At 37.7% G+C, this 14,293-nt stretch carries 11 protein-coding genes; 7 read left to right on the top strand and 4 right to left on the bottom strand.

What is annotated here, in order from left to right; translation table 11 throughout:
* The first annotated feature begins 724 nt into the window (after positions 1-724).
* The 3 genes from dapF to ftsY are packed head-to-tail and all read left to right on the top strand — an operon-like array spanning position 725 to position 3,765.
* A complete protein-coding gene (dapF, locus tag AABE15_RS07580) occupies positions 725-1,549 on the top strand; it encodes a diaminopimelate epimerase (RefSeq protein ID WP_338330687.1) in 825 nt (274 codons plus the stop codon).
* Positions 1,546-2,802 carry a tRNA (N(6)-L-threonylcarbamoyladenosine(37)-C(2))-methylthiotransferase MtaB gene (mtaB, locus tag AABE15_RS07585; RefSeq protein WP_338330688.1) on the top strand — a complete coding sequence of 419 codons (1,257 nt, stop codon included), beginning with the start codon at positions 1,546-1,548 and terminating at the stop codon, positions 2,800-2,802. Before dapF ends, mtaB begins: the two co-directional genes overlap by 4 nt.
* A gap of 3 nt (positions 2,803-2,805) precedes the next feature.
* On the top strand, positions 2,806-3,765 hold the full coding sequence (gene ftsY / locus AABE15_RS07590; protein ID WP_338330689.1) for a signal recognition particle-docking protein FtsY: 960 nt from the start codon (positions 2,806-2,808) through the stop codon (positions 3,763-3,765).
* Between the two features lie 137 nt (positions 3,766-3,902).
* Here ftsY and AABE15_RS07595 read toward each other — a convergent pair whose 3' ends face one another.
* Both AABE15_RS07595 and gap read right to left on the bottom strand, forming a co-directional pair.
* A complete protein-coding gene (locus AABE15_RS07595) occupies positions 3,903-5,126 on the bottom strand; it encodes a phosphoglycerate kinase (protein WP_338330690.1) in 1,224 nt (407 codons plus the stop codon).
* Positions 5,126-6,151, bottom strand: a complete 1,026-nt coding sequence (gap, locus tag AABE15_RS07600; protein WP_338330691.1) for a type I glyceraldehyde-3-phosphate dehydrogenase — start codon at positions 6,149-6,151, stop codon at positions 5,126-5,128. Before gap ends, AABE15_RS07595 begins: the two co-directional genes overlap by 1 nt.
* Positions 6,152-6,584: 433 nt before the next feature.
* On the opposite strand from gap, the gene AABE15_RS07605 reads away from it, so the two are divergent.
* Both AABE15_RS07605 and hemA read left to right on the top strand, forming a co-directional pair.
* Entirely contained in the window at positions 6,585-7,034 is a 450-nt protein-coding gene (locus tag AABE15_RS07605) for a hypothetical protein (protein WP_338330692.1), read from the top strand.
* A gap of 68 nt (positions 7,035-7,102) precedes the next feature.
* On the top strand, positions 7,103-8,320 hold the full coding sequence (gene hemA, locus AABE15_RS07610) for a 5-aminolevulinate synthase (RefSeq protein ID WP_408870267.1): 1,218 nt from the start codon (positions 7,103-7,105) through the stop codon (positions 8,318-8,320).
* Between the two features lie 64 nt (positions 8,321-8,384).
* Here the strand turns inward: hemA and AABE15_RS07615 are convergent, their stop codons facing one another.
* Positions 8,385-9,152 (bottom strand): DsbA family protein, encoded by a 768-nt coding sequence (locus AABE15_RS07615; RefSeq protein WP_338330693.1) that lies wholly within the window; start codon positions 9,150-9,152, stop codon positions 8,385-8,387.
* A gap of 233 nt (positions 9,153-9,385) precedes the next feature.
* On the opposite strand from AABE15_RS07615, the gene AABE15_RS07620 reads away from it, so the two are divergent.
* Together AABE15_RS07620 and recA are read left to right on the top strand one after the other, a co-directional pair.
* Positions 9,386-10,873, top strand: coding sequence for a gamma-glutamyltransferase (locus AABE15_RS07620; protein WP_338330694.1), 1,488 nt, complete (start codon positions 9,386-9,388; stop codon positions 10,871-10,873).
* Positions 10,874-10,983: 110 nt separating this feature from the next.
* Complete coding sequence (gene recA, locus AABE15_RS07625) at positions 10,984-12,027, top strand: recombinase RecA (protein WP_338330697.1); 1,044 nt, start codon at positions 10,984-10,986, stop codon at positions 12,025-12,027.
* 608 nt (positions 12,028-12,635) lie between these two features.
* On the opposite strand, the gene AABE15_RS07630 is transcribed toward recA, so the two are convergent.
* Positions 12,636-14,219: a vitamin B12-dependent ribonucleotide reductase gene (locus AABE15_RS07630; RefSeq protein ID WP_338330695.1), complete on the bottom strand. Its 1,584-nt coding sequence runs from the start codon at positions 14,217-14,219 to the stop codon at positions 12,636-12,638.
* Between the last annotated feature and the right edge of the window lie 74 nt (positions 14,220-14,293).

The raw sequence follows: 14,293 nt of genomic DNA on the forward strand, positions 1-14,293 counted from the left end.
GAATAGGATAGAGCGTATCGTATTAATTTTAATGCGTAATCGTTGTGTCTTTTTTGCTCTCATGCCGTATGTACCATGTTTTTATAATAGTTGAAAAATATTAGATGAATGTCATTTTGGTATAAATTAATAAATCTGGCATGTATAAGGATAATTTTGCTTAAGTATTGTCGATTGTTGCTATCTAGCCTTTTCTAAATGAGACGTTGTTCTTTTGTGTAAAAAAGTAAAATGAGTCATAATATTTTTTACCAAGTTTTAAGATGCGAAAGCACTTTTTTAGAGTTGGCACTGGTTTTTTAATTATTTACACACAGCAAAACATACAAAAATATCAACGGTATTTTTGCATTAGGCCAGTTGACCTTTACAATTGATATAAATAACAATGCCTTAGGTTAGTTGTTGGGATTAATACCAATACCGACCAGGGCATCATATTTATATTGTCTAATAAATAGCTATTGTTCCTACATATCAAATTAATGATGATGTCGCTTTCAAGTATAAAGTATGGTATAACGTTTTTATTGCTTTATAAGCCCCTACATTCATGAAAAAAGAAACGTTTTTTGGGTCTAACAAAGCACGTCACTTTCTCTATTAGTAATGTGAAAAAATTTGCGGATGGAAATCTTGTAATTGATTCATAATGCTAAAAGATTGACGCTCTTTTTGATTTATTGTTAAACTTAGTCGAAAAAATTAAACCATTAGAAGAATAATGAATATTCCTTTTTATAAGATGCACGGCATAGGTAATGATTTCGTTGTTATCGATAATTCTGTTAATAGTATCTCCTTAAATAAACGGAGAGTTAAAGCATTATGTGATAGACGTTATGGTATTGGTTGTGACCAACTGATTGTTTTGTCCAACCCAAAGAACGATCTTGCCGATGTATATGTCCAATTTTTTAATGGAAACGGGGACGAAGCAGGTGCTTGTGGTAATGGTTCCCGTTGTGTCATAGCGTGGTTATATCGTAAGTACCACCGTACTGAATTTATTTTACAAACCAATGCAGGACTTTTGCCAGCCCAAGTTATTGATAGTCAGATGGTAAAAGTAAATATGGGTCAGCCCCGTACAAAATGGCGCGATATTCCTTTAAAGCACGAGGCAGACACCTTATATTTGCCACTGGCAGGAGAACCTTCTGCGGTTTCCATAGGCAATCCTCACGTTACATTTTTTGTTGAAGATTTATCAACAGTTGACCCAGTTTTTTGTGGTAAAGTACTAGAAAAAGATCCTCTTTTTGTTGAAGGTGCAAATATAAGTTTTGTTCAAATGCTTGATCGACAAGCAATGCGGGTGCGCGTATGGGAAAGAGGATCGGGTTTGACACTAGCGTGTGGTTCTGGTGCGTGTGCATCCGTGGTGAATGCCGTACGTCGAGGATTAGCGGATCGTCATTGCCAGGTAAAAATGGATGGCGGTAATTTAATCATCGACTGGGACGCGGAAAACAATGAAGTATTGATGACTGGACCTACTTCATTTTCTTATCAAGGAAGTTTTGATTTGGATCATTATCCTCTATGACTATAAAAAAAAGTATCAGGTCTCAGATAATCACTTTTGGATGTCGTCTTAATCGTTATGAAAGTGAAGTTATTGGTCAGCATACAGAAGGATTAAAAGAAGTTGTTGTTGTAAACACATGTGCGGTTACTTCAGAAGCTGAGCGTCAAGCCAAGCAAGCAATACGGCGTTTATACCGTGAAAATAACAATAAACGTATCGTTGTAACAGGATGTGCTGCACAGCTTAATCCGCAGGAATGGTCTACTTTACCTGGAGTAGTACAAGTATTAGGAAATGAAGATAAATTATTAGCAGATAACTGGACGAATCTTGCTATTGATTCTGGCGATCGTGTTTCGGATATTATGTCTGTCAAAAAAAGTGTTACGCATGCGGTGACTGAATTTACAGGTAGAACAAGAGCTTTTGTGCAAGTGCAGCAAGGGTGTGATCATCGGTGTACTTTTTGTGTTATTCCTTTTGGTCGTGGTCCTTCACGATCTGTTCCTTTTGCAGATATCGTTTCACAAATTGAGATTTTGTTGCAAAAAAAATATCAGGAGGTCGTTTTAACGGGTGTGGATATTGCTTCTTGGGGCAAAGATTTTTTTGAGAAAAAAACTTTAGGTAATTTATGTAAGTTAATCTTGAACGCGCTTCCTGAATTGCGTCGTCTAAGATTATCTTCAATGGATCCAATCGGTTTTGATGATGATTTGTGGGAATTATTAGCTCATGAACCAAGATTCATGCCGCATTTACATTTATCGGTCCAGTCGGGTTCAGACATGATACTTAAGCGTATGAAACGAAGACATTTAACAAAAGATGTTGATCAGCTTGTCCAAAAGTTACGTTTCTTTCGGCCTGATATAGGGTTAAGCGCTGACGTTATTACGGGTTTTCCTACAGAAAATGATAAGCTTTTTGAAGAAACATTAGAGTTTTTAAAAGCACAAGCTTTTCCCTATTTACATGTGTTTCCTTATAGTGAACGAAAAGGTACGCCTGCGTCTCGTATGCCTCCAGTACCCAAAATATTGAGGAAAGAGCGGGCCGCTGTGTTGAGAGAACTGGGAAATAAAACGTCAGAGGATTACCATCAATCGTTGGTAGGTAGAAAAGTTCATATATTGCTAGAATCTCCGGATTGTGGGCATTCTGAGCATCACGCGTTAGCAAGATTACGAAATTGTATGGCAACATCTGGTGAGGTTATTTCTGCGAAAGTCGTTTCTGCGGATTCGAACGGAATATGGGTGGAGAGATAGTAAATGGCTTTAGGTTTTTTTTCGCGTTTAAAGCAGGGACTTTCTCGTTCGACGCAAAAGTTAGGTAACAACTTAACGTCTGTTTTTACCAAAAAGAAATTGGATGAAGAATCGCTTGAGCAACTTGAAGAAATTTTAATTGCAGCTGACTTTGGCCCCCAAGTGGCAGAAAATGTTATTCATACATTTCGAAAAAATCGTTTTGGTTCAGAAGTCAGCGATCACGACATAAAAGAAGCACTGGCACAAGAAATAGCTAAAGTTTTACAGCCTGTCGCAAAACCATTTCAACCAAATTTAGAACAGAAACCTCATGTTGTTTTAATGGTGGGTGTTAATGGTACAGGGAAAACAACAACGGTTGGAAAATTTGCTCATGTTTTTAAAAATAAAAATTTAAATGTCATGCTTGTAGCTGCGGACACGTTTCGTGCGGCGGCAGTAGAGCAATTGCAAATTTGGGCAAATCGTGTAGGGGTTTCAATTGTATCTGGCAAACCTCAAGCCGACGCAGCAGGTTTGGCTTTTGAGGCGTTAAAAAGAGCAACAAATGAGCATATTGATTTGTTGTTTATTGATACTGCTGGACGATTGCATAATAAAAGTGCCTTAATGGAAGAACTAGCCAAAATTATAAGAGTCATGCGAAAGTTTGATGTGACCGCTCCGCATTCGGTTTTGTTGGTTTTAGATGCGACAACAGGTCAGAATGCAATCGAACAAGTAAGAATTTTTAAGGAAATGGTTGATGTTTCTGGTTTGATTATAACTAAACTTGATGGTACTGCCAAAGGTGGGATTGTTATTGCTATAGCTCAACAGTTTGGATTACCTATTCATGCGGTTGGAGTTGGAGAACAAATAGAAGATTTAAGAGATTTTTCTGCAGAAGAATTTGCACTAGGATTGATTGGTGATTCCGCTTTGGAAATTTCAACAACGGAAGAGGAAAGTGTTGGTTGAATGAAGATTAGATGATGAAATAAAATTTCATAGCAACAACTATAAGTAGTTTTAAATAATTTCTTAAAACCAAAGTGTTTTATAAACGATATAAAAATAACTCAAAAGGGCTGAAAATATATTCAGCCCTTTTATTTTTATAAAGGTATAGTTTCTTGCGTTAAATTAGATAAAGCAATGATACCAGGTAATGCTTTTCCTTCTAGCCACTCAAGAAAAGCACCTCCTGCTGTTGATACGTAAGATATATCTTTAATGACTCCAGCATGCTTTAATGCAGAAACGGTATCTCCCCCTCCTGCAATGCTTTCCAACACGCCTGCTTTTGTTAATTCAGCAGCTTTTTGAGCCACTGCATTCGTTGCTTTGTCAAAAGGAGAAAATTCAAAAGCACCTAGAGGACCATTCCAAACCAGTGTTTTTAATTCTGTTAGCTTTTGATTTAAAAGCTCTACTGTTTTAGGTCCGACATCTAAAATCATTTGGTCTTTCGGAACGTTGACAATATTAACAGTTTTAGTTTCTGGGTTGTTTTTAAGCTCTGACGCAACAATAACATCAATTGGAAGAATAATTTTGCAGTTTTTTTGTTGAGCTTTTTCCATGATATCGCGAGCGGTGTCGTGCATTTCAGCTTCTTGCAAAGATTTTCCTACTTCAATCCCTTGCGCAGCCAAAAACGTGTTTGCCATCGCACCGCCAATTACCAAAACATCGACTTTACTAATCATATTAGACAAAAGATCAAGTTTGGTAGAAATCTTCGATCCGCCGATAATAGCTCCTACGGGTCTTTTGGGATTTTCCAGTGCTCTATTAAGGGCATCAAGTTCAGTTTCTACTAATCGACCTGCAAAAGAAGGAAGGTATTTGGTTACGCCTTCTGTTGAGGCATGGGCTCTATGAGAAGTTGAAAAAGCATCGTCTACATAAAAATCAGCTAAAGAAGCCAATTCCTTAGAAAGCGCAGGATCATTTTTTTCTTCCCCTACGTGAAAACGTGTGTTTTCAAGTAATAATACATCGCCTTCTTTTAATGCATCAACAGCTTTGTGTGCTTCTGGTCCAATACAATCATCTACAAAGCTAACGGGATGATTTAATACTGAAGCTAAAGCCTTTCCAATAGGTTTGAGAGACATCTCCGGAACAACTTTGCCTTTAGGTCTGGCAAAGTGGCTACAAATAATAATTTTAGCTCCTTTTTTGATCAATTCATGGATTGTAGGAGCAAGACGCTCTAGCCTTGTTGCATCGGTTATTTTTCCATCATGAACGGGAACATTTAGATCCCCACGCAAGAGGACTTTTTTCCCTTTGCAATCTAGGTCATTAAGCGTTCTAAACGCTTTTTTTTCCATTATTCTGCACTTCCTAAAATAACAGCGGTATCTGTCATGCGGGTTGAAAAACCCCATTCATTATCGTACCAACCTGCAACACGGATCATTTTTCCATTATCAATAAACCCGGTCTGCGTTGCATCAAACGTACAAGAGTTATAGCAGTGATTAAAATCCGAGCTTACCAAAGGCTTATCGTTATAACCAAGAATGGATTTGAGTTGACCTTCAGCAGCTTTTTTAAAATATGAATTAAGTTCTTCAATGGAAGCGGGAACTTTAGAGGGTACAAAATCAAGCGCTACATAGGACACATTAGGTGTTGGTACACGAATAGCAATACCATCCAATTTTCCTTTTAATTCTGGAATAACCAAGGCAACAGCTTTCGCGGCACCTGTAGTGGTTGGAATAATATTTTGGGCTGCTGCTCTTGCACGATGTAGATCTTTATGAAGTGTATCAACGGTGCGTTGATCGCCAGTATAAGAGTGAATAGTAATCATGCTTCCACGTTCAATGCCAACGGTGTCTTGTAGAACTTTGGCCATGGGCGCAAGACAGTTTGTTGTGCAGGAAGCATTAGAAATCACGGTCATGTCTTTTGTAATAATATTGTCGTTGACGCCGTATACTACGGTTGCATCAACTTCTTTTCCTGGTGCAGAGATCAATACTTTGCGTGCACCCGCTTTAAGGAGTTCTGAAGCTGCTTCTTTTGTAGTGAAGCGACCCGTACATTCCATAGCAACGTCAACATTTTGCAAAGGTAATTTGCTTGGCACTGACTCGGCAGTAATTTTGATAGGCCCTAACGTGCGTCCATCATGAGTTTTGATAATCATTGCACTGTTTTCTACAGTGACATCAGCGGATAAACGCCCATGAACTGTATCATAACATAGGAGATGAGCGTTGGCTTCTGGGCTCCCTAGATCATTAATTAATACAACCTCAGCATCCGTGCGACCTGTTTCAATGATACTGCGTAATACCAAACGACCAATTCGGCCAAATCCATTAATTGCAATTTTGATAGCCATGATAAAAAAACTCCTAGATATTATATACAGTTTAGGACTTAAAACCTTGGTGATAAGTTTCAAGTGTTTCGACAAGGATTATAATCAAGTTTTGCTTAGTTAGTCACATTATTTTGATAATAATTTTGAAAAAACTTAATTTTTAGATAAATCTGCCAAATAATAAAGGTTTTATTAATCTAATTCCTAGTATGTTTTTTGCTACTACAGGACCAGCTGTAAAAAAGTATTTTATAGTGTATTTTTAATTAGTACGTATGGTAAGCTTAAAAAACTTTTAAAGCTATGTTTTGTATAAAACCTATAAATTAGACTAATGTTCAGTTAAGGCTTCTCAATATAACTTAGTATCTATATTTAGGGTAATTGGCACAAATAATAGAGTATGCTGCCATTAAAAATAAACAAAAATTTTAATTTAAATTGATTAATTATGGTACGTTATCGTCAAATATTTTTTTTCTTAAGTTTGTTCTTTTTATTTACCTCTTGTAAGTTGATTGATCAAAGAACGTTTAATCCTAGGGCTGGTCGTCGTCCTATACCCTATATTCCTCCTGCACCGCCTCCACCTTTACCACCGGCTCCACCTATTGAAGTGGTTATAGGAACGCCTGAAGGTCAATGGCGTAAACCTTTGCAGATGTTAACGAAAAAAGCTTTGGAAAAGAAACCTGACGCGTTGTTTGTTGTGACAGCTGTTACATCCGATTTGCAATCCTTGGCGGCACAAGAAGAAAATCTTCAAAAAGCAGTTCGTAAGGAAGCTAAATTAATTGCGGATGAAATTGTTAAAGCGGGTGCACGACTTGAACAAATACAAATGGATGCTAAAACAAGTGGCTCTATAAAACAAACAGTGGTTCAAGTTAATGTACGTTGATTTTAGTTTTATAATAAAACGAAATCTTTTTCGATAAAATATAAAAGAATAACTGAGGAGTTAGTATAGTGGAAAATGGTATAGATTCTACCCATGCCTTTTATCATTTTTGCAAAAGTGCTTTGGAAGATATTGAGCAACAGGGTCGATATCGGCGCTTTACGCCTTTAAGCAGGCAATCTTCAAGTTATCCGCTGTATGAAAGCAACAATACGCTCCCCTCCAATAAGCCGGTGGTGGTTTGGTCTTCTAACGATTATTTAGGTATGGGGGTTGAACCAGAAGTGATAAATGCTGCAATAGTAGCGGTTAAAAATTATGGTGCTGGAGCAGGTGGAACACGTAATATTGCAGGTACACACCCTTTGCATCTTGAACTTGAAGCGGAACTGGCTGATTTGCATAATAAAGAGGCCGGTTTGATTTTTGTCTGTGGCTATTTGTCTAATCAAACCAGTTTGCAAACGATATTAAATAGCATGAACGGGAATTGGATCGTCTTTTCGGATAGATTGAATCATGCTTCTATGATTGCAGGTATAAAAGGAAGTCGAAAATCAAGTTGTATTATTTTTGAGCACAATGACCTTGAAGATTTAGAAAAAAAGTTAGCCACTGCTCCAAAGGATGCTCAGAAGTTGATTGCTTTTGAAAGTGTTTATTCAATGGACGGCGATATTGCTGATCTTCGCGGTATGTGCGCCTTGGCACGTAAATATAATGCACTGACTTATTTGGATGAAGTGCATGCGGTAGGTTTGTATGGGAATCAAGGTGGAGGTGTGTCCGAACGAGATAACGTTGCGGATCAAATTGATATTATTGAAGGAACCTTAGCAAAAGGTTTTGGCGTACATGGGGGCTATGTTACGGCCAAAAAAGCTATTATTGAATATTTAAGATTGGCTGCTTCGGGTTTTATTTTTACAACGTCTTTACCGCCTTCAATTGCCGCAGCGTGTTTAACGAGCGTAAAATTAGTTCGTAAACAACAATGGAGACGCGATAAACTTTTTGAACGGGTTCGTACATTTCAAAGGAAGTTAAGAAAAGCGAATATTTCTTTTATGCAAACTGAAAGCCATATTGTCCCTGTCATGATTCGCGATGCCGAATTGTGTAAAGAAATCAGTGATCGTTTATTGAAGGAATACGCACTCTATGCAACGCCCATTAATTATCCAACCGTCCCAAAAGGAACCGAACGTTTACGCTTAACCCCTAATCCTTTTCATACAGATGAAATGATGGATGATATGGTTAATGCGTTAAAAACCCTATTGTAGAGTAAAACGATGAGATGTTGTATTCATAGCGACGAGTTAAAACTAGGTGCTATGAATACAGATACTATTGATTATTTTGTATTAGTGTTTTTAACGTCTGGTATGAAACTGCGCCAGGAACAATTTTGTTTTCGTTGACTATTAAAGCTGGGGTTCCTTCTATCCCTAACTGTTTTAACAATTCAACATTATCGTCAAGTGCTTTGCTGATTGAAGAAGCTTTCATATCTTGTAAAAGACGATCAGGATCCAAATGCTGTGCTTTTGCGATTGTTTTAATGGTCTCTTCGTCAATGTTGAGTTTTGAGTCCATAAGCCCTTTCATCATCGCAACATAGCCGTTTTGTCGCGCGGCAGCAGCAATAGCTTTTGCTTGTAAAATACTATTTTCACCTAATATTGGTACAACCTTGAAAATAATTTTAACATTCTTATCTTCTTTAGTAAGTTGAATAAGTTCTGGCAAAACTTTTTTACAATAAGGGCAACGAGGATCATAAAACTCGACAATAACGTTTTTTGCGTCAGGCTGACCAATAAATCCATCTGAAGGCAAAATACTTGTAAGTAGGTTTTTCTTTTCTGTTAACGTTTTCGAGGCTTGTTCGTTTCGTTCTTGTGCCATTTGTTTTTGAGCGCTTACGATAGCGTCTTCTAATATACTTGGATCGTCTTTTAAAGCTTGGCGAACGACGGATACGATTTCCTTTTGTTGGTCGCTAGTAAATTGTGTATTCTGTGCATGGCTTATAGAAGGTAAAACGGCAATACCCGATAATAAAGTGCACGCTAGAGGAAGTCGAATGCAGTGCTTAAGAAGCAGTTTGTTCATTAAATTTATCTCCTAATAAAAACTAAACTGTATTTTAACCTATTATAACATTATAATGTTATGACAATGTCCAGGTTTGACAAGGGTTATAATAACCTTATAGCGTTTGGAGTGGTAACCGACTGGGCTGGCAAACTATTAACTTATTCATATCTGGTTATTCATCGGAGAGCAACTACGTGTTTAAACGCCGTCACATTTTAAGTAATTCGCCAAAGATAAGTTATCGTAAAATGTCTACAGAATTTTGTCATCAATTTATCATTAATGAAGGTCGTTTAAGAGCAGTTAGTAAGTTATGTGCTTGTATGATGGCGTTATTAACTTTCTCTGCATGTGGTCATGGAAACAAACAAGATAAAGTTATTAAAACAGCAGATATAGATAACCGTTTAACAGGATACGTGGGCAGTGCTGCGGGAGATGAGCCTCAGGCAACTATGATAGCTAGGGACGTTTTAGTTCGAGGAGGCAATGCTGCTGATGCCGCAACTGCTTTGGGTTTTGCATTGACTGTAACGCTTCCTTCGCGTGCTTCATTAGGCGGAGGAGGAGCTTGTATAGCATATAGTCCCGGGAAACCTGCAGAGTCTATTCTTTTTATGCCACAACCGGATGTACAACAAGGACAAGCGGATAGACCAGCTTCTATTCCGATGATGGCAAGAGGGCTTTATTTGCTACAGGCTACGTATGGCAAGTCAGATATTAATGATATTTTATCTTTGGTTGATACGTTAGCTCAAAAAGGCGTTATTGTTTCTGATCAGCTAGCGTATGATATTGCTGCTGTTCAAGTGCCATTATTTTCTGATACTGGAATGCAAACTATGCTTTCTCGTCATGGTGGTGGTGCTTTAAAAAGTGGTGATTTATTTTACCAGCCTCGGTTAAAAATTATATATGACAGACTTATTTCCGCAGGTATTGCTGATTTATATATTGGTTCTTTGGCACATAGTTATATTTTAGGGGCACAAGCTTCAGGAGGGGGATTAAGCGGCAGAGCGTTTCGCAATGCTTTGCCTTATAGAGTACCAGCTTTGACTTTAACTTATGGTAAAAACAGTGTTTATTTTCTATCTCCCCCTGCTGATGGAGGTTTAGGGATGGCTTCAGCTTGGCAGGGCCTTGTAAGCGGTCAACCCCATGCGCTTTCGCTTGCTCAAGGAAGTGTTGCTCAATGGAGAGCAAATAATGCAGTGTCGTATGATAAAAAGACGATTTTAAAACAAATTGATAAGGCTCAAGCTCAAATAAGGAGGCATTCATCAGCTATAGGAACATTACCTTCTTTACCTGCATCTACTTCTTTTACAGTTGTTGATCGGCATGGTGGAGCAGTGTCTTGTGCTTTAACGATGAATAATCTTTTTGGTACGGGGCGTATTGCTGGAAACACGGGAATTGTCATGGCAGCCTCGCCGAAATCTTATCCTATGCCCCTATTTACGGGAGCTATCGCAACGCGCCACAAACAATTGCTTACTGTAGTAAGTGCTTCGGGTCAAAACGATGCTTCCGCAGCAGGCGCACAAGTTTTAACTTTGTTTATGAACTCTAGTACTTTGGATGATAAGGAAAAGATTCTTTCCCATCCTGGTGCTCCTCAAGGAAGAGTAAATGCAGTTCATTGTCCAGAAGGAGCTTTAAGCCAGTCAGGTCACTGCCAAGCCTATACAGATCCGAAAGGTCTAGGATTAGCAATCAATCGTCATTGATGAATGATTTATTCAACGTAGCAATTAATATCAAAAGTAATGTTTAACGAAAAGGCAAAGTAAATTTGTCCTGATCTGTTGACGAGTAATTTAGGGTTATAAATAAAATGATGGATAAAAATAAAGCTTTAGAAGGGGCACTCTCTCAAATAGAAAGAGCTTTTGGTAAAGGCTCTATTATGAAAATGGGAGAAAAGCCAACTGTTCAAACAGAAGTTATTTCTACAGGTTCGATTGGTCTCGATATTGGTTTAGGTATAGGTGGAGTGCCAAGAGGGCGTATCATTGAAATCTATGGGCCTGAGAGCTCTGGCAAAACAACGATGGCTTTGCATATTATTGCAGAAGCACAAAAAATAGGTGGTACTTGCGCTTTTATTGATGCAGAGCACGCTCTCGATCCTATTTACGCGCGTAAACTAGGTGCGGATGTTGATAATTTGTTAATTTCTCAACCAGACGCTGGGGAACAAGCTCTAGAAATAGCGGATACACTTGTACGTTCCGGTGCAATTGATGTTCTTGTTATTGATAGCGTGGCTGCACTCGTCCCCAGAGCTGAATTGGAAGGGGATATGGGCGATAATCACGTTGGATTGCATGCAAGGTTAATGAGTCAAGCGTTAAGAAAATTAACAGGTTCGGTGTCAAAATCTAATGCGTGTTTGATTTTTCTTAATCAGATTCGTTCTAAAATCGGCGTCATGTTTGGTTCTCCGGAAACGACGACGGGTGGAAATGCACTTAAATTCTACGCTTCAGTACGCTTAGATATTCGACGTATTGGTCAAGTTAAAGATAAAGACGAAGTAACAGGTAATCAAACACGGGTCAAAGTTGTCAAAAACAAAATGGCTCCTCCTTTCCGCCAAGTTGAGTTCGATATTATGTACGGTGAAGGAATTAGTAAAACAGGTGAATTGATTGATTTGGGTGTTAAGGCAGGTATTGTGGAAAAAGCGGGTTCTTGGTTCTCTTATGATGGGCAACGGATTGGTCAAGGAAGAGAAAACGTTAAACAATTTTTGCGCGAACATCCAGAAGTTAGCGAAAGCATCGAAAAACGTATTCGTGAAGATTCTGGTGTAGTTAATGAAGCGTTAATGTCTGCTGATGAAAAAAATAATGATTCATTGGATGGGATCGTTGGATAAATGTTAAAAAGTTGCCGTTGAGTTCATCCTTCAACGGCAACTGTCTTATTACAATTAATAATTGGCTTTATGGACATATAGTTTTTTAGAAACTTTTTTGAACATATTTTGAACTTGGTATGCTGGAATAGGTTTCCAAAGATGAATAATTTTATTCATATTTAATGTTTTCTAATATTTTACATAAAATTAAATTGTATCTTAGTTCTTGTATAAAGATTAAATAAAGGTGAATTATACTTATTATTTTAAGGGATAAGCTGAATATTTGAATAGGTTGGAAATAAGGGTAAAGCGTTTTATGTGGCGACGTAAGCTAATTTTGGAAAATAAAACATATTGGCAATGAGTTTCTTTGATATTTTATGACTTGACCTTTTAAGAATCGTCATGGTTTTTTTAATAGTATTAATTATATAGAAGTGTGTTATTTTCTCATTAAAGAATTTTTTGGCAACTATTTTTGTTATTTTTAAGAGAAAGTTTGTCTAAAGCAGTAATATTAATTTTTTGTCTGAGTAAAAAACACGTATGAGCCATTAAATTATGAGATGAAAAAAGTTATCTTTAAACTTTTTAAATATTATTCAAGTGTGGCATAGATTTTTTTAAGAAACTAACTTTAAATTTCGTTTTTTTGATAACAAAATTTTCTTGTTGACTTCTTCACCATCTTCAGACAATTGAAAGGGGAGCATGGGGGAATAGTTCTCCTTTTCTCGAATATTATTCGGTGCATCGGGAAGAAATTTTTCAAGGTAAATGTCGGAAAGAGCTCGGAAGCAATAGTCCAAAATTGAAGTCGCATACATTGCGTTTGGATCTCCTTCTACAGTTCCTGAAATACCAAAGTGGCTATAAGCAAAAATATCAACATAATCGTCTAAAGATGCACCATATTGTAATCCGATAGTGACGGCTTGGCTAAGGTAATCGAGCAACCCTTTTATCATAGTGTTTTCTTTTGTAGTCGTGATCGATAATTCTCCTAAACTACCATCTTCATATTCATTTGTTCTTAACAATAAGGAGCGACCTGCAATACTCGCTTTTTGTGTAATACCTTTCCTTCTAGGTGGTAACGTCTTTCTTACTCCACGAGGCAAGGTAGCTTTGAGAAAAAGTGGATTCGTAATCGGGTCGGGTTTTGCTGGCATGTGGGTCACAAAACCTACCAATGCTTTATGCATAGCATATTGCGATTGCATAGAAGGTAAGGCTAGGATGGTCTCGCTTGATAATAAAGCTGCCAGTGCTGTTTCTAAAGTATATCCACGATGAAACAATCTTAAAAGAGTACTTGTTTTAAGATGTCCATTTTCCTTCAAAGGTGAAAAATTAGGATGAAACCCACACGTTTCTACCCCTAAAAGTAAATCGGCCACATTGTTAGGTAATGAAAAACTTGTATTGACTCTTGGTTGCGCGGTTTCAGGCTCTTCAGAAGCAAGCGCCCAAAGTTCTTTTGCTTCTTTTGATAGTTCCGGTAAAGCATTCCAATCTGGTAATAAAGGTAAAAAGTCCGATCCACATCCTATGTTCGCCAGTAATGTCGTAAAACATGCAATACAACAGGCGATGTCACGACTATCTGGATGATCATAATCGTATCCAAGTTGAGCTAGACAAGCATCAAGATTTGATAAATAGATGGTTCCAGCAGTGGGTTTTGGTGGTACACTAAGCAAATCAAGCGTGTCATTATATCGCGGCTTCTTTGTTATTTTTGTAAAAGGCAATTCACCATTTGTATTATTGCTTTGCTGGTTATGTAAAATTCTCAAAGTTTGCGTGGCAACATGCAAAGCGTGTCTATACGTACGTGCGTTAAAACCTTTCTCGCTGGAAGCAAACGCGGCCAAATTAATGGTGATGCCTAATTTAGCATTATAATTATTTTTCCAAATAGCATCATTCGGACAGGCTTGACGAAAGAGTAAAAGTGTTTCCCAATCTTGGGGAGTAATAGTACTAGTTTGTCGACACAAGGGAAAAATCCAACGCGATGCAAGAATATCTGCTTGGATAGGAGATTTGTCAGTATAGTACTCTGGGCAGAAATTAAGAATGGCTGTTGCCGCCTCTTTATCCCAACTTTCAGGTATTTCAACCATTTGAAGAGGAGCATCAGGGTCAATTGCAGCGTGCAGACGACACATCTGGACGCCGTTCCATAGGTGTTGTGTTTTCATAATTTAAGTATAACTAATTTAATTTTTATATATAAGTGTATTTTAGGCTTTAAAATTTATACAAACCTATGAAT

Origin of the sequence: Commensalibacter sp. Nvir (assembly GCF_963921845.1) — a bacterium.
Classification (GTDB): domain Bacteria; phylum Pseudomonadota; class Alphaproteobacteria; order Acetobacterales; family Acetobacteraceae; genus Commensalibacter.

Coding starts and splice junctions, on each gene's coding strand:
- AABE15_RS07630 (WP_338330695.1), bottom strand. CDS start 14,219: ATGAAAACACAACACCTATGGAACGGCGTCCAGATGTGTCGTCTGCAC.
- AABE15_RS07595 (WP_338330690.1), bottom strand. CDS start 5,126: ATGGAAAAAAAAGCGTTTAGAACGCTTAATGACCTAGATTGCAAAGGG.
- dapF (WP_338330687.1), top strand. CDS start 725: ATGAATATTCCTTTTTATAAGATGCACGGCATAGGTAATGATTTCGTT.
- AABE15_RS07620 (WP_338330694.1), top strand. CDS start 9,386: ATGTCTACAGAATTTTGTCATCAATTTATCATTAATGAAGGTCGTTTA.
- recA (WP_338330697.1), top strand. CDS start 10,984: ATGGATAAAAATAAAGCTTTAGAAGGGGCACTCTCTCAAATAGAAAGA.
- mtaB (WP_338330688.1), top strand. CDS start 1,546: ATGACTATAAAAAAAAGTATCAGGTCTCAGATAATCACTTTTGGATGT.
- gap (WP_338330691.1), bottom strand. CDS start 6,151: ATGGCTATCAAAATTGCAATTAATGGATTTGGCCGAATTGGTCGTTTG.
- AABE15_RS07605 (WP_338330692.1), top strand. CDS start 6,585: ATGGTACGTTATCGTCAAATATTTTTTTTCTTAAGTTTGTTCTTTTTA.
- ftsY (WP_338330689.1), top strand. CDS start 2,806: ATGGCTTTAGGTTTTTTTTCGCGTTTAAAGCAGGGACTTTCTCGTTCG.
- AABE15_RS07615 (WP_338330693.1), bottom strand. CDS start 9,152: ATGAACAAACTGCTTCTTAAGCACTGCATTCGACTTCCTCTAGCGTGC.